The sequence below is a fragment of the Clostridium estertheticum genome (assembly GCF_011065935.2).
GTDB classification, from domain to species: domain Bacteria; phylum Bacillota; class Clostridia; order Clostridiales; family Clostridiaceae; genus Clostridium_AD; species Clostridium_AD estertheticum_A.
In genome coordinates this window covers 1383625-1406923 of record NZ_JAAMNH020000001.1, presented here as the reverse complement: position 1 = coordinate 1406923, position 23299 = coordinate 1383625, and the positions used below count along the sequence as shown (strand labels likewise).

General features: G+C 33.5%; 19 protein-coding genes and 1 pseudogene. 2 read left to right on the top strand and 18 right to left on the bottom strand.

The genetic code is table 11. From position 1 onward, the window contains the following. Nucleotide 1: 1 nt before the first annotated feature. The 5 genes from G9F72_RS06485 to G9F72_RS06465 all read right to left on the bottom strand — a co-directional run bounded on the left by G9F72_RS06485 (nucleotide 2) and on the right by G9F72_RS06465 (nucleotide 6147). Nucleotides 2-1483 carry a sugar ABC transporter ATP-binding protein gene (locus G9F72_RS06485; protein WP_164956530.1) on the bottom strand — a complete coding sequence of 494 codons (1482 nt, stop codon included), beginning with the start codon at nucleotides 1481-1483 and terminating at the stop codon, nucleotides 2-4. Between the two features lie 114 nt (nucleotides 1484-1597). After that, entirely contained in the window at nucleotides 1598-2581 is a 984-nt protein-coding gene (locus tag G9F72_RS06480; protein ID WP_164956529.1) for a uroporphyrinogen decarboxylase family protein, read from the bottom strand. 248 nt (nucleotides 2582-2829) lie between these two features. Beyond that, nucleotides 2830-3849, bottom strand: a complete 1020-nt coding sequence (locus tag G9F72_RS06475; RefSeq protein ID WP_164956528.1) for a substrate-binding domain-containing protein — start codon at nucleotides 3847-3849, stop codon at nucleotides 2830-2832. A gap of 118 nt (nucleotides 3850-3967) precedes the next feature. Further along, nucleotides 3968-5056 (bottom strand): uroporphyrinogen decarboxylase family protein, encoded by a 1089-nt coding sequence (locus G9F72_RS06470; RefSeq protein ID WP_164956527.1) that lies wholly within the window; start codon nucleotides 5054-5056, stop codon nucleotides 3968-3970. Nucleotides 5057-5115: 59 nt separating this feature from the next. Then, the gene (locus G9F72_RS06465) at nucleotides 5116-6147 is read right to left on the bottom strand and encodes a LacI family DNA-binding transcriptional regulator (protein ID WP_164956526.1); all 1032 of its coding nucleotides are present in this window, start codon (nucleotides 6145-6147) and stop codon (nucleotides 5116-5118) included. Between the two features lie 266 nt (nucleotides 6148-6413). Between G9F72_RS06465 and G9F72_RS06460 the strand changes: the two genes are divergently transcribed. Both G9F72_RS06460 and G9F72_RS06455 read left to right on the top strand, forming a co-directional pair. Beyond that, entirely contained in the window at nucleotides 6414-7634 is a 1221-nt protein-coding gene (locus tag G9F72_RS06460) for an ROK family transcriptional regulator (protein ID WP_164956525.1), read from the top strand. Nucleotides 7635-7689: 55 nt separating this feature from the next. After that, a complete protein-coding gene (locus G9F72_RS06455) occupies nucleotides 7690-8916 on the top strand; it encodes a uroporphyrinogen decarboxylase family protein (RefSeq protein WP_202054833.1) in 1227 nt (408 codons plus the stop codon). Between the two features lie 141 nt (nucleotides 8917-9057). On the opposite strand, the gene galA is transcribed toward G9F72_RS06455, so the two are convergent. From galA to G9F72_RS06390, 13 genes and pseudogenes are all read right to left on the bottom strand, one after another. Then, nucleotides 9058-11433, bottom strand: a complete 2376-nt coding sequence (gene galA / locus G9F72_RS06450) for a beta-galactosidase GalA (RefSeq protein WP_164956524.1) — start codon at nucleotides 11431-11433, stop codon at nucleotides 9058-9060. 466 nt (nucleotides 11434-11899) lie between these two features. Then, the gene (locus G9F72_RS06445) at nucleotides 11900-12817 is read right to left on the bottom strand and encodes a BadF/BadG/BcrA/BcrD ATPase family protein (RefSeq protein ID WP_164956523.1); all 918 of its coding nucleotides are present in this window, start codon (nucleotides 12815-12817) and stop codon (nucleotides 11900-11902) included. Further along, nucleotides 12818-13729, bottom strand: coding sequence for an N-acetylmuramic acid 6-phosphate etherase (gene murQ, locus G9F72_RS06440; RefSeq protein WP_164956522.1), 912 nt, complete (start codon nucleotides 13727-13729; stop codon nucleotides 12818-12820). Between the two features lie 18 nt (nucleotides 13730-13747). Beyond that, on the bottom strand, nucleotides 13748-16258 hold the full coding sequence (locus tag G9F72_RS06435) for a hypothetical protein (protein WP_164956521.1): 2511 nt from the start codon (nucleotides 16256-16258) through the stop codon (nucleotides 13748-13750). Between the two features lie 146 nt (nucleotides 16259-16404). Then, nucleotides 16405-16782, bottom strand: coding sequence for a helix-turn-helix transcriptional regulator (locus G9F72_RS26930; RefSeq protein WP_318010941.1), 378 nt, complete (start codon nucleotides 16780-16782; stop codon nucleotides 16405-16407). A 57-nt stretch (nucleotides 16783-16839) separates the two neighbouring features. Next, nucleotides 16840-16902, bottom strand: a pseudogene (locus G9F72_RS27555) (hypothetical protein); the annotation flags it as partial. Between the two features lie 11 nt (nucleotides 16903-16913). Continuing rightward, nucleotides 16914-17084: a hypothetical protein gene (locus G9F72_RS06420; protein ID WP_164956519.1), complete on the bottom strand. Its 171-nt coding sequence runs from the start codon at nucleotides 17082-17084 to the stop codon at nucleotides 16914-16916. 40 nt (nucleotides 17085-17124) lie between these two features. Beyond that, nucleotides 17125-17469 (bottom strand): hypothetical protein, encoded by a 345-nt coding sequence (locus G9F72_RS06415; protein ID WP_164956518.1) that lies wholly within the window; start codon nucleotides 17467-17469, stop codon nucleotides 17125-17127. A 288-nt stretch (nucleotides 17470-17757) separates the two neighbouring features. Then, nucleotides 17758-18048: a hypothetical protein gene (locus G9F72_RS06410; protein ID WP_164956517.1), complete on the bottom strand. Its 291-nt coding sequence runs from the start codon at nucleotides 18046-18048 to the stop codon at nucleotides 17758-17760. Nucleotides 18049-18173: 125 nt separating this feature from the next. Then, nucleotides 18174-19454: a Gfo/Idh/MocA family protein gene (locus G9F72_RS06405; protein WP_164956516.1), complete on the bottom strand. Its 1281-nt coding sequence runs from the start codon at nucleotides 19452-19454 to the stop codon at nucleotides 18174-18176. A 111-nt stretch (nucleotides 19455-19565) separates the two neighbouring features. Next, nucleotides 19566-21122 (bottom strand): ABC transporter substrate-binding protein, encoded by a 1557-nt coding sequence (locus G9F72_RS06400; protein ID WP_164956515.1) that lies wholly within the window; start codon nucleotides 21120-21122, stop codon nucleotides 19566-19568. Between the two features lie 61 nt (nucleotides 21123-21183). Next, the gene (locus G9F72_RS06395) at nucleotides 21184-22056 is read right to left on the bottom strand and encodes a carbohydrate ABC transporter permease (protein ID WP_164956514.1); all 873 of its coding nucleotides are present in this window, start codon (nucleotides 22054-22056) and stop codon (nucleotides 21184-21186) included. Nucleotides 22057-22068: 12 nt separating this feature from the next. Continuing rightward, on the bottom strand, nucleotides 22069-23043 hold the full coding sequence (locus G9F72_RS06390) for an ABC transporter permease (RefSeq protein WP_202054832.1): 975 nt from the start codon (nucleotides 23041-23043) through the stop codon (nucleotides 22069-22071). Between the last annotated feature and the right edge of the window lie 256 nt (nucleotides 23044-23299).

Sequence of the window (23299 nt, the reverse complement as noted above, 5' to 3'; positions counted from 1 at the left end):
ATTATTCTCCCCCCATGCATAATGAATATAAATCTTCTATTTTTAGATCTTCAGGTTTGTATTCTTCTTTAACTCGTCCATCACTAATAATTATTATTCTATGACAGACTTCTAATAACTCCTCAAGTTCTGATGAAACCATAATACTAGATATTCCTTTACGCGACTGTTCCCATATTATTTCAAATACTTGTTGTTTAGCTTTAACATCTATGCCACGAGAAGGTTCATCAAATAACATTACCTTTGGACTTGTATTTAACCAATTTCCAACAACAACCTTTTGTTGGTTACCACCAGAAAGAGACGAAACTATATAGTCAACACTCGAAACTTTAATATCCAAATCGTCAACTTGTTTATTTACAAATTTATTTTGTATATGTTTATCTATAATATTCCGTTTTGATATTAAATCAAGACTTGCGACGCATAAATTATCCTTTATACTATGAATTTGAATAAGACCTTCTCTTTTACGGTCCTCTGGAGTTAATGCAAGACCTGCCTTTTTCATTTTTTTTGGTGTAGGATTTATTACTTGTTTACCATTACAATAAATTGCCCCACTATCAAACGGATCCGCTCCAAAAATTGATTTTAAAAGTTCAGTTCGACCGGAACCAAGCATACCTGCTATTCCAAGTATTTCACCTTTCTTTAGTTCAAAAGAAATATCTTCAAATTTATTTTTTCTACTAAGTTTTTCTACCTTAAGTACAATTTCATTGGAAACCTGTAAATCTTTTGGCCTTGTATGAACCTCTATGTCACCAAACATCATGTTTATTATTTCTTTATGACTGGTTTCACTCATTTGAACAGTATCCACAAAATTCCCATCACGTATCACAGTACATGTATCAGCTATTTTCCAAAGTTCATGAAGACGGTGGGATACATAAATAATAATAACATCCTTTTTCTTTAGGTCATGTATTATATTAAAAAGGGATTCAACTTCATGCCTTGCTAATGAGGATGTTGGTTCATCAAGTTGCAAGACTTTAGGTTTAAAGCTCATAGCTTTAGCAATTTCAATCATTTGACACTGTCCAACACTAAGATTGGAGATTAATTCCTTTGAAGAGAGTTTAATATTTAGTTCATTAAGAAGATCATCTGCCATAGAATAGGTTTTTGTCCAATCTACAAATTTTCCTTTCATTGGCAACCTACCTAAAAAAATATTTTCAGCTACAGATAAACCTGGTATAAGACTTAGTTCTTGATAAACAGTGGCTATACCATTTGAAAATGCCTCTCTCGGATCCTTAAATTTAACAGATACTCCATCAATTAACACTTCTCCATAAGTAGCCTCTATAGCCCCTGAAAAAATTTTTAATAATGTTGATTTTCCTGATCCATTCTTCCCAATTAGCGCATGCACTTTACCACTCTCAAATGAAACAGATACATTGTTTAAAGCAATAGTACCTGGATAATTTTTAGTAATATTTCGAGTTTCTAATATGCTCATATTTATCACCTCACATTTTTATTATAAATCACATAAAATAATCATAGTAATCACTAAGATCAGTTATCATTCTTTCCCTAGAAGGTATTGTTTTCATCATAACATCCCCTAATTTTACCAGCAGTTAAGTACAGTTTTTATATTTTCAAATGGCACATCTTTACCTATTTCGCTTTCCCCAATAAGACCACCATTTGAATAAAGACATTCTTTCATTATTTTAGCTTTTTCTATTATTTCTTCTGGCGTCCCTTTTGGGAGAGTTTCTTGCCTGCTGATTTCTCCCCAAAAGCAAATCTTACCCGCAAATTTTTCTGCAACAGTTTCAACTCCCATGCACCATAACTGAGAATTTATGCAATCAACACCCATATCTATAAATTCCTGATAGAGTTCCATAATATAACCATCACTGTGGAAAAAAATATATTTACCTTTTGCCTTAATTATATCAAATAATTCTTTATATACAGGTCTAAATATCTTTCTCCACGAATTAGGAGATATTAATAATGCTCTCTGACTACCCCAGTCATCGCCAAAGCAAATAGCATCCACATCATGTTCAAGCCACTGACTTAAATACTCTCTATAGTAATCTACAACAATATCTCGAAGAAGGTATAATTCATCGCTTTCTTCAGCTATATCTATATACAAATTTTCTGTTCCTCTTAAAAACTGCATTCTTTCAAAAATACTTATCCAACCACCTAAAATAAATTTATCACTGTGGCTTTTAATAAAATAGTCTGTTTCTTCAAAGCCACCTTTTAAGAGTCCTATCGGAGACTTATAATTTTTAAGGTTGTTGTAATCTGATAAGGGATATTCTTTTACTTCCCCTACTATTCCATTTTGCGCATTTTTCCATACTGAGCCCCAAACATCTTTATATGTGCCTATTTTATATATTCGTTCATCGTAAGTTGGATCATTATAAATAGCTCTTGCAAAATCTATGTCTTTTTCATCAATTAATCTTTGCAGCTTATCTCCATATTGTAAAAATGCAGCTGGCAAAACCCATAAATCTACAGGTATCTTATCAGGATTATTAAATTGAATTGTCCTTATAACTCTTTCTTTACTGTTCATTTTACTCCCCCTAATTATTAATTTTAGTGGTTTAATTAAGGCTTGAAATATACTCTAAAATGCTTATAAACAGGTAATTTCGTATCCTGTGGCCTAATGAACCAGAACCATTTCAAATATTTTTAAGTCAGTTTCCAATAGACTAATATTTACCACCTAACATCTTCTTTAATAACATAAAAGTTGCTACAGCTCACTAAGTTTGTAGCAACCTCATGTATTAAAATATATGAATTTATTTTTATTAATTATTTACTTGTTTTTGCTTTTAAATCAGCTTCAAACTTAGCTATACCGTCTGGATTATCACGACTTACAAGTAAACCGTCAATTATAACTAACTTACCTTTACTTGCACTTGTATCTTCACCTTTTAAATTTTTAATAAGTAATTCCATAGCTTTGTAACCGATATCATAAGGATCTTGGCCTGTTACTGCTTGCAAAATATTATTTGAATCCTTTAACATAGCTAATTGTTGATCTCCTACATCTATACCAAATACAAAACATTTTCCTGCTTTCCCTGCATTCTTCACAGCCATAGTTGCACCAATTGTACCACCATCATTTGCGCCAAATATAATGTTTACATCAGGATTAGCTGTCAAAATGTCACCAGCAGTTGCAACTGCTTTATCTTGAAGCCATGCATCTTGATCCGCAACAACTTGTACGTCTGGATTTACTTTTTTAATTTCATCAAGGAATCCGTTTACACGGTCAGCGCTTTGCTGCGCAAGCTGAGATTTAAATTGAAGAATAGCTATTTTAGCTTTTCCAGCAAATTTATCTTTTATGAACTTAGCAGCGGCTTTACCACTTGTTGCACCAAGGTTCTTATTTTCAGATGAGAATCCACCTACAACAAATGAAGCATTTGTTAACGGTAAGTTTGTTATAGATATTTTCATTCCTTGATCACTTGCCTTTTTTAGTGTTGCAATAGATGCGTCTGGATTTAGCGGAGAAATTGCAAGTCCGTCTACCTTTTGAGATACATAAGTATTAATAAGTTCAGCTTCTTTTGCTTGATCATTTGCTGTATTACCTGTTAAGCATTTTACCCCTGCTGCTTTTGCTGCATCTTGATATCCTAAAGATAACATCTTCATAAATTGATCTTCTTGGAAAACAACCCCTGCTACGGTAAGTGATTTTGGTGTAGTAACCTCTTTAGAAGCTTCACCTGCTGTAGGCTTTGCACCACATGCTGTTAGAGATATGACCATGCACAATGATAGTAAAATAGTAACTGCCTTTTTCATTTTCCATTCCCCCTAATATATTTTTAATTATTGGTAAGACCTTTCGGTCATTTCCACATTATAAGTTTTGGTACCAACAAGGATATCTTAAATGGTATAGAATTAGACCTTAAAATCACTATGTGAAACTTTTCTTTATTTTTAAATCATTCAATTCCATTATCTTTTCATAAGTTCCATATTTTGTTGCTGCTTTCACCATTGCTATAAAATTTTCAGGTTTTGTATTTGCACCTATTGCACATCCAGAGCTAAGAAATAGTCCCCTGCCTTTAGTTTGTTCTATTATCTTCTTAGCTTCTTTATCTACTTGCTGACTAGTACCAGAGAAAAGTGGATCACTTGGGTTAATGTTACCCATTATAACTGCCTTATCTCCCACTATTCCCTTAGCTAATTTCATATCTACCTTCCAATCAAGCTCTAAAATCTTTGCTCCAGTAGTAACAATATCCCCTACTATTTTTTGAGCATCACCACATATGTGAATAGAGTACGGAACTCCATGTTTTTGAATTTCTGAAACTATCCTGGTTTCGTGTTCTAAAGCAAATTCTCTATACATATTAGGTGAAATAAGGCTTGGTCCTGCAGAGGAATCTCCCATGGATGTAGCATTAGCTCCACATTGTATTTGTGCTAAAGCAAACCTTTCGCATACTTTGCTTGACCAGTTTAGAGCATTCCAAATAACTTCTTTATCTTCTGTAATTAAATCCATCATGAAATTTTGCATACCTCGTAGAAGACAAACTAAACTAAATGGCCCTTGATCTGCTCTTCCCATAATAAAAACATGATCACCTATTTCTTCTTTTAAAATTTTAGTAATCTCAAGCCATTGAGGAAGTCTACCATCTACATATGGATCTGGCATTTTCAAATTTTCAATATCTCTTAAATTTTTTAAGATTGGTTCGTTTTCATCAACACATGCTACGTTATTATCTCTATAGATAACTTTAGCACCACAAGCCTCTGCCAGTGTTGCATCATCAACATCAATAACACAACCATCATAACCATACTTTTCTTGACATACAATATGACTTTTAGCAAGTAGTTTAGAATTACGATTTATTTGCCCTATATCATAGCCTAAAGTCTTACTTGCAAATAGAAACGCTTGAGGGACAACAGGTATTCTATCTGGAATTTTTCCATCTAATACCGCTATACATCTTTCTAATGATGTCATTTTTTTCATTCTATACACCTCCTTTGAAATTTTTTGAAAGGGCTTTCATAAATAATAAAAATTAAAGATTAAAATATTTTCTTTACCGAGCCCCTTATTATTAATTTTGTTGGTAGAATTATTCTTTTAGGTATTTCTTCTGTTTCTTTGTCTCGCTGATTCCTATTTTTATTGATTTTGTTTATTAACAACTCAGCCGCGGTTTCTCCCATATAATAACTCGGTTGTGCAACCGTAGTTAATTTAGGACTAACAATTCTAGATATAACAATATTATCAAATCCAATAAGTGAGATATCCTCAGGAATTTTCACTCCTATTTTTTCAAAAGCAACCATAATTGAAATTGCTGTATTATCATTGATTGCAATAATTGCAGTTGGAATATCTTTTGACTCCATAAAATTAACAGCTGCAATATATACCTCAGCTTGTGTAAATCCACAATTTACAAGGTAGTTGTCCTTTAATGGAATATTGTGCTTTTCTAATGCGTTTTTATATCCTTCCATTCTTTGATTCAAAGAATGTACTCCTGATTGCCAACCAAAAAAAGCGATTTTCTTATGGCCATTACTAATAAGATACTCAGTAGCTTCAAACATAGCTAATTCATTTGTAATATCAACCATATCTACGCCCTTCAAAAAAGTTTCAATTGAAATAATACTTGTTTTCCTTTTAATATTATTTACTAATTCTTCACTTAAGTCAGTACTGACAACTATAACACCTTCCACTCTTTTTTTAATAATATGTTCAATATATTTTTTTTCTTTGCTTCTACTAAAATTAGTATTACAAAGCATTATGGAATAGTGATTATTATCAGCACTTATTATATCGTCAATCCCCTTAAATACTTCTGCAAAAAAAGGATTAGTTATATCTGGTATAATAACCGCTATCTCTTTAGACTTATTACTTGCTAAATTGCTAGCTAAGCTATTAATGTTATAGTCAAGTTCTTTTACTGCTTTTAGTACTAAAGATTTTTTAGTTTTACTAACTTTTGCACTATTGGTCAATACTCTTGATACTGTGCTCAGTGAAACTCCTGATATCTTAGCTACATCCTCCATAGTATATTGTTTATTCATAATGTATATTTAACCTCCTATGAAAGTGCTTTCATGATTTTATATTATTATCATATCAGTTAAATATTCCATTGTCAATATAAGGTTTTTCTAGTAATATTTACAAGTACCAAATCTTTAAAATATCGGATTGCCAACTCCTGCAGATTTACGACTGAAAAATATTTTTAACCGTAAATATATATTGAATACAAATGAAAAGTGAGCTATAATAAAGTTAATTCACACGTTTAATTAACTTTATTATACATAGGTAGGGGTTTAATATGAGCATTACAAATATAAATAATAAAAGAATGAAAAAAATAAATTCACTAAATGTATTAAAACTTATTTTCGAACAGGAGATCATCTCACGAAAAGAGCTTTCTAAATTCATTGGACTTACTCCCTCATCAATCACTAATATTGTAAAAGAATTAATGCATGATGGGTTTCTTATAGAAGAGGGCTTAGGTGACTCGTCAGGTGGACGTAAACCTATTATGATTAAAATTAATCCTAATGTTAAATATATTATAGGTATAGAGCTTAATGCCCAATATATTGAGGGCATTATGACAAACTTTATGGCAAAAATAATTAAAAAAATTATAATACCAATAGACTGCGAAAAAGATGAAGATAATATTATTGGTGCCATTCTTTCTATTATTTATCAGCTTATTGATGAATCTAAAATTCCTAAGGATAAAATTTTAGGTATAGGGGTAGCCGCTCCAGGACCATATGACCATGTAAAAGGTGTATTATTATCGCCTCCAAATTTGAAAAATCTAAGTAATACACCAATTTGTGAGATAATTAATAAAGCTACTAATATTCCTACATATTTAGAAAAAGATACTGTAGCTGCGGCTCTTGGCGAATACTTATTAGGAAAAGGTAAGAATATTCAAAGTCTATTTGTGGTTAATTCTATGATTATAGGTGTAGGTGGTTGTTTATTAATAGATGGTAAAATTTTTCATGGATTCAAAGATGGCGCAGGAGATTTAGGTCATATGTGCATAGACATTAATGGTCCCAAATGTAGCTGTGGAAGTTACGGTTGTTTAGAATCCCTTTCATCAGGTTTATATATAAAAAATACATTTTTATTTGAAGTAAAAAGTGGAGAATTATCAGAGCTTGCAAATAGCTTAAACAATATAGAAATGGTAGAAGTCAAAGATATTATGGAATACGGAGAGAAAGGAGATGCATTATGCCAAAGAATAATTGATAAAGCTTCACGAAATTTAGCAATTGGTATTTCAAACATTATTAATGTTATTAGCCCGGAGAAAATAATATTAGGAGGAGAGCTAATTACAAATTATCCCGTGTATGCAAAAAAGGTAATGAAGGCTTCAGTTCTTAAATCTTATCCAAATTATAATAAAAAAATAATCATAGCTGAAACATCCTTTGGCATTGATATGTGTGCAATTGGGGCCATAAGCTTAGTACTAAATGATTTTTTCACTAATCAAGATTTTAACTAATTTTTGTTTCTGTAAATTCAAGAGAAAAAATAAGTTTTGAGGAGAAGTGGTATTAATGATTTTAACATCTAGAGAAAGAGTAAGACTTGCAATGGACCATAAAGAGGCAGACATGATTCCAATTGACTTTGGTGGGATGAGATCCACAGGCATAAGTGCTATTGCATATAATAAACTAAAAGATTATCTAAGTATGCATAAGTATCCTACAAAAATGTATGATATCTTCCAACAACTTGCTGAGCCAGATTTAGATATTTTAAATTTCATGCATGGAGATGTTGTACAAGTTCATAGATATGAACCTGCCTTTGGAATTAATATTAATAAATGGAAACAGAGCATTCTTCAAGACGGTTCCCATTGCCTGGTTCCCTTTGATTATAATCCTATAAAAAATTCAAAAGGTGGCTTCGACATAATAAATAACAATCAGACCATAGCACGTATGCCTAAAGGCGGACTTTATTTTGATGTTATTACTCACCCTTATGAAAATGTCCAAACTTTAGATGACATAGATAAGATCCCGTTACCAAAATTATCTGACACTGAAATATTTTTTTTAATAAACGAGGCAAAGAATTTATATGAAAATACTTCTTACTCAATTCTTGGTAGCTTTGGCGGAAATGTAGTTGAAGATGGACAACTAGATTGGGGTTATGAAAAATTCTTTATGCAACTTGCTCTAGAACCGGATTTAATGCATTATTATTTTAATAGAAAAGTAGAAAATCATTTAAAAAATTTAAAAAAGTACATGGCAGCTGTAGGAAAATATGTTGACATAGTGCAATTTGGAGATGACCTTGGTACTCAGGAGAATTCTCAAATTTCAATAAATATGTATAAGGAAATGATTAAACCTTATCATAAAAAACAATACTCCTTTGTGAGAAATAATTATCCTAATGTAAAGGTTTTCCTTCATTCATGTGGTTCTATATACGACTTAATTCCTGAATTAATAGATGCAGGGGTACAAATTTTAAATCCTGTTCAAATATCTGCTAGAAGAATGAATCCATTAACTCTAAAAAATGAATTTGGCAAAGAGCTTACATTTTGGGGAGCTGGAGCTAGCACACAAACCACTGTTTCTTTCGGAACAATAAATGAAATAAAAAAAGAAGTAGAAGAACTCATCAAAATTTTTGCTCCCGGCGGTGGCTTTATATTTAGTCAAATTCATAACATTCAAGCAGATATATCCCCTGAGAAAATTATTGCAATATATGATACTGCAAATAGATTTAGGAAGTATCCAATATTATATTAATTACTTCGACTTCCGAGGTACTAACAAAAAACCGGAATTTTATGTTTACTAAATATGAAAAGCAAAAATAACTGGCTCTGGATCAATTCCAGAGCTAGTTATTTTTGGGCGTGACTAGTACAGTTGCATCATCAATATTTTTTATAATCTAGCTGCTATCAAAACTTCACACTGGTTAAGTCCTTGGGATGAAGCTTTAAATATTATATCGCCCTTATTTTCTAACGCCTGAACAATAACTAAGCAATATCCGTTGAAGGCCCTTCTCCTATTTGATTTATCAGGCTCATGGCTACTTGGATTTCCATTACCTACCCCAATAATCCTTCCTCCTCCTTCAATTGTAAAAACAACTTCATTATCTGCTATTGGTACGACTCTATCCATACTGTCTAGAATTTCTACTCTAATCATGGATACATCAACTCCATCTGCCTTGATTAGAGTTTTATGTGGTTCAAGCTTTATCTTTGCAGGTTGTCCTGTAGTTGTCATAGTATCTAGCACAACTTTAACACCTGATTTTTTGCCTATTGCAGTTAGTTCTCCTGAGACATACTCTACTTTCCATTCAAGATGGGAATTTGGTATCATTTCTTTCTCACCCAAGCTCTTACCATTGAGAAACAGCTCTACGGTTTGGCAGTTGCTGTAAACCCATACATCTATATTCTGTCCTTCCTTTCCTGTCCAGCTCCAATGAGGCATTATATGTACCATAGGTTCATCTGTCCATGCCGATTTTAGATAATAGTAGTTCTCCTTAGGGAAACCACAAGTATCCATAACCCCAAAATGAGAATTAATACATGGCCACTTATAAGGAGTAGGTTCCCCTCTGTAATCAAAGCCCGTCCATATGAAAACACCTGTAAGGAATGGATTATCAATAACATCTCTCCATGCCTTTTCAACGCTGCAGCTCCATTCTGGAATCAAAGTACCATACTCAGAGCAATAACCCCTTAAACTATCATTCTCATATATTCCTCTTGTAGTTGTACAACTAGCACTTTCGCTTCCAATCATCCTGCGATTTGGGTAGTTTTTATGGTCATTTGTATCTTGATTGTCCCTTTGTCCGTAATTATATCCTACAATATCTACAGCATCACTATATCCACCATCATTCCATCCATGGTTCATTGCTGCCGTTACTGGTCTTGTAGGATCTATTTTGTGAGCTATTCTTGCCAGCTTGTCTAAAATACGAGAACCCATAACAGTTCCTTCTAATATCTCTTCATTTTCCATGCTCCACATAATTATGCAAGGATGATTCCTATCCCTATACAACATACTTTTCAAATTTGCTATACCATCTGGTGAACTGTCCAGTTTTCGATTCTCATCCATCACCATAATTCCCATTCTGTCACATATATCTAATAGTTCAGGTGTAGGTGGATTATGAGCTGAACGATATGCATTACATCCCATTTCCTTCAATAACCCTATTTTATATTCAATTACAGAATCAGGCAGTGCCACCCCAACACCAGCAAAGTCTTGGTGACAGCACACTCCCTTAATAGGCATATGCTCTCCATTCAGAAAAAATCCTTTTTCAACAGTAAATTCTATTGTTCGTATACCGAAGGTTGTTTCATAAACATCTTTCAAGCTTCCATTTTCTTTTATTTCACTTACTACCTTATAAAGATAAGGTTTCTTAGGACACCATAGTTTAGGATTTTTTACAGTAGCTATTTGTTCAAATATCATATTATCAAAAGTATTCACTTTTTTTGATGTAGTTAAGGATGCAACTACTTCACCATATGCATCAACTATTTTCGAAACAAGTTCTACATTTTTATCATCAGGATATTCATTACCTACTGACGTAATAATTGTTACTTCTGCTTCTCTTTCATCAATCTTAGGAGTAGTAACATATGTACCAAACCGTTCTACATGAAGCCTATCTGTTTGGGTAAGCCAAACATGTCTGTATATTCCGCAGCCCTCATACCACCATCCCTCATAGGTGGTGGCATCAACTCTCACAAGAATAACATTATCCCCCTCATCACCATAGCGTACAACATCTGTTATATCATAATAGGAACCTGTATAGCCGCTGAAATGAGTCCCCATTAAATGACCATTAACCCAAACTGTACTGTTCCTCATTACTCCATCAAATTCAATACATATTTTTTTGCCTTTATCTTCCTCTGATATTTTAAACTCCTTGCGATAGTAGCCAATTCCTACTGGTAAGTACCCACTATTTCCAGGACCGCTTCCTAACTCCTTATCATTTACATAATTACCTTCTATACACCAATCATGTGGAATATCTATTTCAGCCCATTCATCTGACGTCATCACAGGGTTCGTTGTCTTATCCACAAAGGCTATTTCCATCCATTTTCCCTGTTTATATTCTCCATCATCGGTAAGTCCACCCGTCATACCAGCCTTTACTACATGTTGTATGAAAATATCCCCTTTATGAAATTGCCATTCGGAATCAAACTTCTCTTTTGCTCTTACTGTAGTATATTGCATTTTTTTCTCTCCTTTTAAACTTAGTTAGTAATTCTTTCAAAACATACCTTGGATGATAATGGAACCTCGGCTGTCCATTATTTATAGGTGTTCTGATCTTATTATTAATAAATTACTATTAAAACATTATGGTAAAACATATTAAAACTCAACAATAAAAAATGAATAGTTCTCTAATATTTAAAGATTTTTTTGTAAATACAATTCTCTCTTTTGAAAAAGGTTCTACAATAGCCTCTCCAGCTGTGCTAAGATTGTTGTCGTAAGAATAATATATGTTATTCTCGAACGGAGGATTGCTGATTATTTTATGACAAAAGAACTGAAAGAATATACTAAAGAAGAGAAAGATATTGTAGTGGCAAAATTGTTTCCAACAGGGAATATAGAAATCACCGTTATTTGTATACAGGCAGGAGGTTTTTAATTCTACCTCAAAACCTTCAATCCAGGATTCTAAACTCTGTTAAATAATCTTTTTTTCAAGTGCAACTAAAACTGCCCCATATGCAGGGTCATATAACTTTTTGCAAATTGTAATTTTATTCAACTTTTCACTAAGTAAGCTTTCAAATTTATTTCTCAAAATTGAGCAATTCTCTATTGTGGAACCTGTTAGTAAAAGCGCAGCCTTTTGGTTATAAAAAAGTTTTTTGTAAACTGCATTTACCATAGCATACAAATCTTCAGCTGCATTTTCTAAAACTACAATAGCCATTTTATCACCATCTAAGGCAGCCTTATCTACAATTTGTGATAAAGCTGCAATTTTATCTTTTTCGGGGGTTTTCATAACATAATCTATAAGTTCTATAGGTTCTCTTATTTGAAGTTTTTTGCAAAAATCTTCTGTCAACGATGTAAATTGCATTCTACTATCCGCGCTATGCAAAATAAGCCTCATTGCCTGCATTGCAATAAAATAAGCAGAACCCTCATCACCCAATAAATGTCCGTATCCTCCACAATGCATTGTTTCACCAGAAGAATTAATACCATAACAAATGGAACCTGTACCAGAAATTAGTACAATTCCTTCTGTATTGCCCAATCCACCGCATAATGCAATATGTGCATCATCTGTTATTGTTATGTTGCAACAAAATCCAAAATTTATTAATATATCCCTTAAAATATGACCTGAATTATTTTTGCATACTCCTGCAGAACCAACGGCTATACTTTTACAATTTTGGGTAGATAACTCCAAGACATCTAATGCTGAAAAAAGCAAGTCATGAAAGCACTTTATTAAATCTTCAACTTTATTTGTATAAATATTTCCCGAACTGCCAAAGCCCTCATATAATATTTGTTTGTCTAAAGAAGCAATCTTGATATGTGTCTTTGTTCCTCCGCTATCAATTCCAATTACATAATTCATTTATTGCACCCTTTCACCTACGGTTTTTGAAATAAATCCATCTGCTTTCTGGAGCATATCTATCGCCTGCTCTTTTGGAGTTCCAGTTAAAATCATTACTATTGCAACCTTGGCATTGTTACCTGATAAATCAAAGTATTTTTTAGAAGTATCGTAATCAACTCCTGTGACACTTTCTATTATACGAATTGCCCTATCTACTAGTTTTGCATTCACCGGCACTACATCAACCATATAATTTTTGTATATTTTACCTAGTTTTACCATACTACCCGTTGATAGCATATTTAAAACCATTTTTTGGGAAGTTCCAGATTTAAGACGTGTAGATCCGACTATAACTTCAGGACCAACAACCGGAGCAATCAATACATTGCAATAGTTGCCAAAGGAAGGCTCAGAGTTGTTGCACAAGCCTATTGTAAATAGACCTGTCTCTTGTGCCTTTTTTAAGGCTCCAACGACATACGGTGTTCTTCCACTTGCAGATATACCTACCAAAACATCTTTATCCGTCATTTTGTAGGTTGAAATTGTTTTTTCTCCGTCTTCATAGTTATCTTCCATTCCATCTAAAGAAGATGAATATAATGCTTTTTCTCCACCTGCCATAATACCTTGAATCATTTCATCAGAAACACCAAAAGTTGGTGGGCATTCTGAAGCATCTAAAACACCAAGACGGCCACTGGTACCTGCTCCCATGTAAAAAAGATGGCCACCTTTTGAAAGCTTGTCTGTAATCGAATTAATAGCCTCTGCAATTTGAGGTAATTGTGATCTTACAGCAGATACTGTATTTTCATCTTCTTCATTCATAATTTTAACGATTTCAATGGTTTCTAGTACATCAATATTTTCAGAACGTTTATTTACTTGTTCGGTTGTAAGTTTAAAAAGTTTTTCTTTCACATTAACACCTCATCTAATTTATTCGCTGCTATTGTCAATTGACATTTCCGGAGCTTTCACCTTTTTGAGGGTTCCACAATTATTCAAAAATTCATTGCATCTTCTGTTATATTCATGCTTAAATGCTTCAAGTACAAGTTTAAAGTTTAAAATTTGTACTTCCTCTCTTTTTTCATCATCGGTGATAAATGGCTCTCCTTCCTTAATAATCGGGCATCCTTTTTTGTCCACTCCTGTAAAACTGTTAGATGAACGGTAGCCTAGAAGCAATTCTTCAAAAGTATTTAAGTTTGCTTCTTCTTTTTCTTTCCAAGCAACATTAACAAAAGATACATCAGGACTAAGTGAAATGCAATCGCCATCTAATTCCCATTTTGTTGCGTCTGTGCTACAATCAATAAATTCTTTGAAATATGGTATTCTGATTTTAATAGCGGCTGGTAGCTTATGAAATTCATTACAAATTTCAATATGTGCCCCTGTATTGGTAAATATCATTCTTGCAGAAACATTCCCCATTTCTGTAGGTGCGTTTTTAAACGAAATCTCCTGATTGTCTTTTGCCCATTCAGGAGAAATTACGCTAAATAAGTATAAATCTCTATTTTTTGATTCTAGTCCTGAATCCCCACCATACTCTAAGACCAGCATATTACGAAGCAACAGGGCAACTTTTGCCGCTGCCCAAGCATGAGGTGTAGGGCATGTTGGATCAACATGGCGGTCTGTCCATGGAAATACCAGATTTTCAAACCCTTCGTGGGTTGATCCGCAATGTACTAATACATTATATAAATCAATCAAAGCCTTTTTTGATTGGCCCAATACAATATACTGTTCAATAAGATTTGTTGTAATATATTGGTGTAAGAACATACCATGCCTATAAGTCATTACCCCTTCTGCATAACCTTTTCTCATCTTACTTAATGTTGCTTCCACTCGCTTGTCACCAGGTTCTAGTATCTCAGTTGGATATACCAAAAGGATATTTTCCCAATCGCAATTTGTTTGAAATTCTTCAAATTCTTCCTTAGCAGCCTTCCCTGTTAAATATGAATAAAGTCCTGGTGGTATATAGCCATCATCACCACAGGTTGCATTTATAGCACTAATTAACGAATTTAAATACTCATCATGAAGTTTTTTCCACTCATTTGCATCTTCTTCCATTTCCAATTCCCTTGAAAGACAGATAGCAGCCCTAAGTCCTAGTATGGAGAGTAGGTTATGAGATGTATAATGACCGTTTATCATCTCTGCATCATATGGGTATGTCGGTGGCATTAAGCCATACTCATTTTCTTTTCTTGCCATCTCAATCCACTTAACAGCGTCTTTAATACTTTGATAAATTTCTCTTGCATAATTAAAATCCCTAGTTATCAAACAGTGATGTGCTAACGTATAGATCATATGCCCATGAGATGTCCAAAGTTTTTTTCCATGAGATAGGCTTGTATCGCAAAACAAACCATCATCCATCTGCCTTTTAAAAATCTGATCAAAACTCATTCTTGCTAAACTATGCCATCCTTTAAGTTCATAGGCCAATCTCATATCTAGAAAGTCAATCATAAAGAAATTTGGATAAGCCAATCCGCTTGTCTGAAAACGTTCACCATCTCTTGACCTTGTTGCAAGCAGCAAGTGGACAAGACTTGCAAGCTGTGCCTCTTGAACACGTTTTTCCGGAAATGAAAAACTTGCACCTTGATTCATCATATTTTCCCAATAACAAATTGTTTCATTTCGATAGAAATCGTAATCGGCCTTCTCAATTTTCTCAATAAATTCTGTTTCCGATAATCCTACAGGAACTCTTGGCATCTTAAAAATTAGTGCGATTTTTTCGCCTGGATTAAGTTCTTTTTCATAATGTGAAATACATACTGCTGACTCTTCTCTAATATCATACTCCTTACCACAAAACTCTCCTACATATAGTTTTCCTGGTATTGACTCGTTATAGGAATATGATGAAAAAGTATATACAACCTTATTATTACGAATAGCCTTATTATCATGGATTGCGTACATCCAATCTTTTGAAAATTCCATTTTTATATACTCGCCAGTGCTATAATCTAAGCCTTGAAATCTATAATCCTTTCCTGTGTTGCGCATAGCAGAAGCAAACACTGCTTTTTCTAAGTTCACGCCTTTGTTTTCAATAGTTATTCTAACAAAATTTAATGTATTACTCTCATCTTCACCCATAATTTTGGAAGCAAACATTTCTATATCATAGCACAAACTCTCATCAATCCAATCATAACGCACAATTGGAATCCAGCCTTTATAAAAGGTTTTCTGCCTAGCAAAAATAGGCTTAAGCGATTTACCGTAAAAAAAACATAACTCTGCATTTTTTGTGAATAATGCTCCATCGAAGGTTACCTGTGTTACATCAGGTTGAAATGGTACGCCGATTGTTGTTGTTGACTTTGCAAGATAGCACCATTCACGGTTATCATCTTCACCGGATGTGTCCATCATTGATTTTTTTAAAATTTCTCCCAGTTTCATCTTTATCCTCCTCGTGCCAGCGTTCCAAATAAATTAGCTAAGCACTATCTAAAATATTATTTTATGTAATAATTAAAACATATGTGAAGAAATGTTGCGTTTAATTTTTAACTTAATTAAAATTCAAACAATATATAGTTTTCAGTCTACGGCTGTATAATCCTTTCATTCCTGAATATGTTCGGACTAATCCCCGTAAATCGCTTGAAAACCGTCGAAAAATACTGACTTGAAGAAAATCCAAACATATGTGCTATATATGTTACACTGTAATCGTTCTTTAAAATTAAGTCCTTTGATATTTCTATTTTATTTCTCAAAATGTATTCATGTGGAGAAATCCCAGTTTTTTCTTTAAATAACTTTGCAAAATATGATTCTGACAGATGCATTATATCTGCTAAATCAGAAATCATTATTACATTAAAAATGTTTTTTTGTATTCCCTTTAGCGCATTTAGCAATTTCCCCCCATCTTCATTGAAGAATCCCATGAAGTTATTACTATCTTCTATATTTATCACAAAATAATAAAAAAGTGATTTATCCTCGAAATATGACCCGGAACTATGAGCTTCATTGGGAAAGACAATAAGGACCTCTCCATTGTTAAATTCATAATTTTTATTCTCTACTTCATATATTTGTCTTCCTTTTACAATGTAAGTAGCTTCAAATGAGCCTTTATGAACATGAGTTTCAATAGCTTGGAAGCCTTAAGGTGATTAATTTTGCCTAGTTTAAATTCAACAAACCCATTTTCTGACTTATACGTAAAATCTATTCTTTCTTGCTTGAACAAATCATTTTTATTAACTTTTTTCAATTTGGTTCACCTCGTTATAGCCTAAAAAAATTCCTTTTATTTAATGGGCGTCATTTTTATCTTTCCAAGATATCTCTAAGGTTGAAACATCAGTACTAAGTATGATGCAACCATCCTCCTGTTTGAAATCACTTGCGTCTGTAGTAAATCCTATTAGCTCCTTAAAATATGGAATGCGAATTTTCAAGGAGCGAGGAGGTCTATGAAAATCAGCCGCTATCCTTACATTTGCACCCATCTCAGTAAATTTCATACTTGCAGATATTAAACCCATTTCAGTAGGTGCATTCTGAACTGATAGTTCCTTACCAGCCATCGCCCATACCGGTGAAATCACAGAAAATAAGAAAAGATCTCGTTCCTCAGGAATCAGTCTTTCATCCATACAGCGATATCTTTCTCTTCCCCTAAAGTTCTAGCAAGCCGAATTGAACATCTTAGTCCCAAAAGTCCCAAATATTATTTGAGGTATAGTGTCCCTTAATCATCTCATTATCATAAGGATATGTTGGAGGAATTAACCCGTATTCATTTTCAGATATGCTTTTTTCAATATATTCTACAGCTTTTTTTAAACTTGGATAAACTTCTCTTGCAGTTTTATGTCTCCGCTAAAAATACAATACATCACTACAGAATACATAATATGTCCGTGAGCTGTTGGCATATTGCATTAAAAATACTCTGCTTTAAATATTCTACATGACCTGTACTCAAATATGCCATTGTCATTTGTGTCAAGGAAGTTAAAAAGAAATTCGGATATGGTAATCCATCCGTCTGTGATTTCATAGACCCAATTCTCTGAAAACTCAACTCCTTCAAATCTGTAATCCTTTCCTGTATGGCGCAGGGCTGCTTTAAATGATCCAGTTTCAATGAAGTTTCCACTATTTTTTATATTAACACGAATAAAATTAATCGTATTGCTTTCATCTTCGCCCTCCAACTGAGCAGCAAACATTTCTTCTCCTCGTTTCAATTTTATTAATTTATTTAGATTGTCATATCATTTTTCAGTATTTTCAAAGCATACCCCTAAATAGAAAATGGCGGATATGGACCGCCTCAATCCACATCCTTAAACCTTTATTTCATTTCTTTTTTAAGTTCGTTAATGTAATCCTGTACATTAATTATCTTACTCTCTAATCTAGACCTCTCCGCAGCTATAGACATTATATGGCTTTGAACAGATTCACTGGCAGAAGTCAAACCTTTCTTTTCTCCTTGATTCCTAACAAGCTCCACAAAATCTCTCATAATACCCAAATCTCCGCCACCATGCCCCCCTGAGGCAGTGTCTAAATGTATATCTTCCTTTTCTTTAGTAACAAAACTTCTTACTTCAATTTCATTTCTTTCCATGTCACATCTGATTTGTCCTTTTGTGCCCATTAGCTTTATTGATCTACCACCTTCGTAAGTGAAGGCACACATAGTAAATACAGCTGTAACCCCATTTTCAAACTCCATATTCACTACCTGATGATCAACAACATCATTATCGCAGTGGTACACGCATCTTCCATAAGGACCATCTTTAAGTGCTTTAATCATAGCCTCTTTGCTTGTATCTATACTAACAACTTTTCTTATTACATCAGCCTGCCAGTTATCTATCCAGTCAATATATATTTTAGGTGCATAATAAGGGCATTCATCTGCTGCAGGACATCCATCGAGACACCATTCAGATGCGCCTGCTGGTGCCTCTTCCTTTTTGAAATGTCCTAGAGAGCCGAAGGAAGAAATTTTACTGCAATTTGATCCAACCATCCATAATATAATATCCATATCATGACAGGATTTTGCTAAAATCATAGGGCTTGACTCTTTTGAATTTCTCCAATTCCCTCTCACAAAGCTGTGAGCCTGATGCCAGTATGCAACATTCTCTATTTGTTGTATTGACATAAGTTTTCCTATTCTGCCCTCATCCAATAATTTTTTAATAGTTTTGAAAAAAGGAGTATATCTCAATACATGACATATTGAAAACACCCTATTATACTTTTGGGCGTACTCACCCATCAAAACACATTCCTCTGGATCATAGGACATAGGCTTTTCCAGAAGCACATGATAGCCTTTCTCAAGTGCTTTAATTGTTGGCTTATAATGCATCCTGTCCTGAGTGCATATTAATATGGCATCAGCCAGCTTAGGTTCTTCCATTAATTCTTCCCAGCTTCTAAAGCAATACTTGTCCTCAATTTTATGTAACTCTTTAAACTCTTCTCTTCTTTCATCATCTGGTTCAGCTACTGCAATAATTTGAAACTCCTCTGGATATTCAAGTGCATATGGTGCATAAGCTCCTGCACCTCTTTGTCCTGCTCCTAATAAAGCTGCTGTTACTTTTTTCATATAAATCCTCCTATTGTTATCTAATGTATTAGTATAGCCTTCATTTTAAATGGCTGTTCTGCCGTTTAAACATGAAGGCTATACTTAATTGATTAATCTTTTAGAATATGATTATTTACCATTAGTTTTTTTCCAAGCATCTAATTGTACTTGCTTTTCTGCTATAACCTTGTCTAAACCAGCAGTCTTAAGCTTTGCAACTAATTCTGGCTGAAACTTGTCTGGATCAACAGTACCTGTACTAATAGCATAGTAGAGTTCTTCAATTACATTATTGCAATTTGCAACTTCTGTCTTTACGTTATCCATACTAAATACAAATCCTAATGCAGGTGATGGAGTTGCATTCTTATTTAAATCTTCCCACATCTTATTACCTATATCGTCCACCTCTGAGCCCTTTGGTGAACCCTCACTATACCATGAAAGACCCATGAACCCGAACTCCCATGGGGATTGAAGTCCATATCCGCTGTCTTTAATAGTTTCAATCTTGTTTGGTGCAACCTTCTTATAATCCTTACCCTCAATACCATCATTAATAGTATTTGCAATCTGTGCATCACTGTTAAGAAGCTCTATAAGCATCATTGATCTTTCAGGATTTTTAGAGCTAGCAGATATTGCCGTAAGTGATGCTGCTGCTTTATCAGTAGTAAGTACTGGTTCTACAAATTTCACATCATAAGATTCAATTCCTGATTTTGCGAACATTCTACCTTGAGAAGGCATACCTGCTTTTTCATAGTCTGTAGTTCCTAAATCAATCTGTCCAAACTGAACTGCATTCTTTCCAACCTTTCTATCAGCATCTGTATCTTTTAAGGAAGAAGCATCTTTTCTTAAATAGCCCTTTTGATACCAATCTCTCATGAGTTTGATATAATCCTTAAATTCTGGTGTATCATACTGGTTAACTACCTTTAAACTCTTGTCATTTAAATATATCCACCCTGGTGTTTTAGAATCACCAAGTGCCTCCATACCATATAAAATTGTACCGCATAAAAATGGATCGACATTCTTGTTATATTCAAAAGGTATTAGGTTTGGGTCGCCTTTTTTTACCTGTTCAAGTAACGGGGTAAGATCTGACCATTGTTTTGCAGCCTTCCAGTCAAATTTATATTTATCTGCAATAGGCTTTTGAACAGTATATCCAAATCCTGCAGTTGCACTTTGGAAGTTAGGTACAGCATAGGTTTTACCCTTAACCTTAGCTACTTGCCAGAAGGTATCAGGTACTACTGCTTTAGTCTTAGGAGCATACTGGTCAATAAGCTTATCAAGATCTTTAAATGCACCCTTTGCAACATTCTGATAAAAATTGTTTGCCCAAGTGGCTGTAAAACAGAGATCATATGAATCACCTCCAGCCATCATTACGTTCATCTTCTGGTCATATGTTCCCCAGTCTACAATATTAAGCTTTACTGTTGCGTTTATTTTCGCTTTAACTAATTTGTTGAACTCCACATTAACAGCTTCTATATTTTTCTGAGGTGTGTTTGGAAAGTAATAGCTTAGTTCTACCTCCTTCAATGCTTCCGATTTCGTTGCTTCCGATTTCGTCACTACAGCTTTTTTTGATCCACAGCCTGTAAACAAAGCTGAAGTTGCCATTACAAGCGCCATGGCAAGAGCAATGTTTTTTTTAGTTTTGTACATTAATATTCCCCCTAAAATTTATTATATATTTACTTATCTAGATTTCTCTAGGAAAAGTCTGTTAGGCTTTTACAGCTCCAAGTGTAAGTCCCTTTTCAAAATATTTTTGAAGGAAGGAATAAGCCAATATTATGGGGCCCATCGCAATAACACAGGTAGCCATCCTAGCAGTCTCATCAGGAAGGTTTTGCGCAATTTTTTCAGTCAATGGATTACCCTGTAGATAAGCAATATTATTCATAATGGACTGTAGAAGAAACTGTAAAGAATATAATTTAGTATTATCAATAAAGAGTGAGCAAGTCATCCAGTCATTCCAATAGAAAACAGCTATAAATAACCCGATGGTTGCAAATACTGGTTTCGAAATGGGGATGACTATCTTTAAAAAAGTACTATACTCCCCAGAACCATCAATTCTTGCCGCTTCAATAATAGACTCTGGTACCCCTTTGAAAAAATTCTTCATAATTAGTACATTAATAACAGAAACAAGATATGGAAAAATGAGAACAACTATCGAATTCTTCATATGAAGATATCTTGTCAGTAGTATATACCATGGAACAAGCCCTCCCGAAAAAAGAAGACAGAAAAATACGAAAAATGAAATTACCTTACTATATTTAACTTCCTTTCTTGAAAGACCATAAGCTAACATGGATGTTATATACAGATGTAATAAGGTTCCTACAACTGTCACTGTAATAGTAACCAAATATGCAGTTAAAACTGGTGAGCCTGCTGAAAAAATAAATTCATATGCTTTAAAACTGAATATTTTGGGAATAAGATGATACCCCTCTCTATAAACAGAACCCTCGTTAGTTAAAGAAATAGATACCACCAACAGCAATGGTAAAATACAAAATATGCTAACTAATATAAAAATTAAATGTACAATACCTGTTGAGATACTAAATTTTTTTTTCATTTATCCATCCTCCTAAAATAATGCGCTGTCAGGATCATATTTTTTCACAAGAAAATTAGCTACCAGGACAAGTACAAAACCTACTACAGACTGGTATAAACCAACAGCTGCAGTCATTCCCGCGTCGTTCATCTGTCTTAGTGACCTAAAAACATAGGTATCGATTACATCAGTTGTACTAAATAACATTCCTGATTCCCTTGGAAGATTATAAAATATTCCCCAGTCTCCCAAACCTCCAAAGAATATTTTACCTGCTTGAAGGAGAAACATTGTAATTACTACAGGCGCAATTAGAGGTAAGGTGATTTTAATCATTTTCTGAAAATTGGTTGCACCATCAATTTCAGCTGCTTCGTAGTACTCAGTTGAAATACCCGTTATTGCCGCTAAAAATATTATAGATAGATAACCGACATTTTTCCACATATAGGCAAGTGGTATTATAAATCTCCAATGCGAAGCTTCCATGTACCATTGTACAGGCTCTTTACCAAAGAATTGGAAAATATGGTTTACTAATCCCCTGTCTACACTCAAAAGTGAAAACAATAAATAGGACCCTACAACCCAGGAAATAAGATAAGGGAAAAATATTATGCTTTTATACACAGATGACAGAAACTTATTTTTAATTTCATTCAGCATCATTGCTGCGAAAACCGCCAATCCCAGTCCTCCAATTATAAAAATCGTATTATAAAATAAAGTATTAAAGGTAACGGTTAAGGCGGATTGAGATTTAAAAAAGAATTCAAAATTTTTAAAACCCACCCATTTACTTCCTAATATGCCTTGTATAGGGTTATAGTCTTTAAAAGCAATTACAATTCCAAACATCGGAGCATAATACACTAATAAAATATAAAGAATTCCTGGAAGCATCATTAAATAAAAAGTCTTGTTTTTTAAAATTTCTTTTATAAAACCTTTAGATAAAGATGGTTTATTTTTTTTAGATAGATTTGCATTCGTCAATCTAGTCATTTACTCATCCCTTTCGTAATTCTTATGATTCATTTTCTGCCACTAAAACCATCCTAGCATATACTTTCAAACAAACAAACAATAAAAACAATAGAAATCTTCAAAATATAGTAAAGAACAAACAACGAAATTTATACTTTTCTCTAAAAAATTGTTAGTATATTGTTATCTCCATGATAAAGCCTATGAAAATACTTGGTTTAACGATATTTTTAATATTACCTTGAAAACATCCCTCTTTTCTTTATTTTTATTT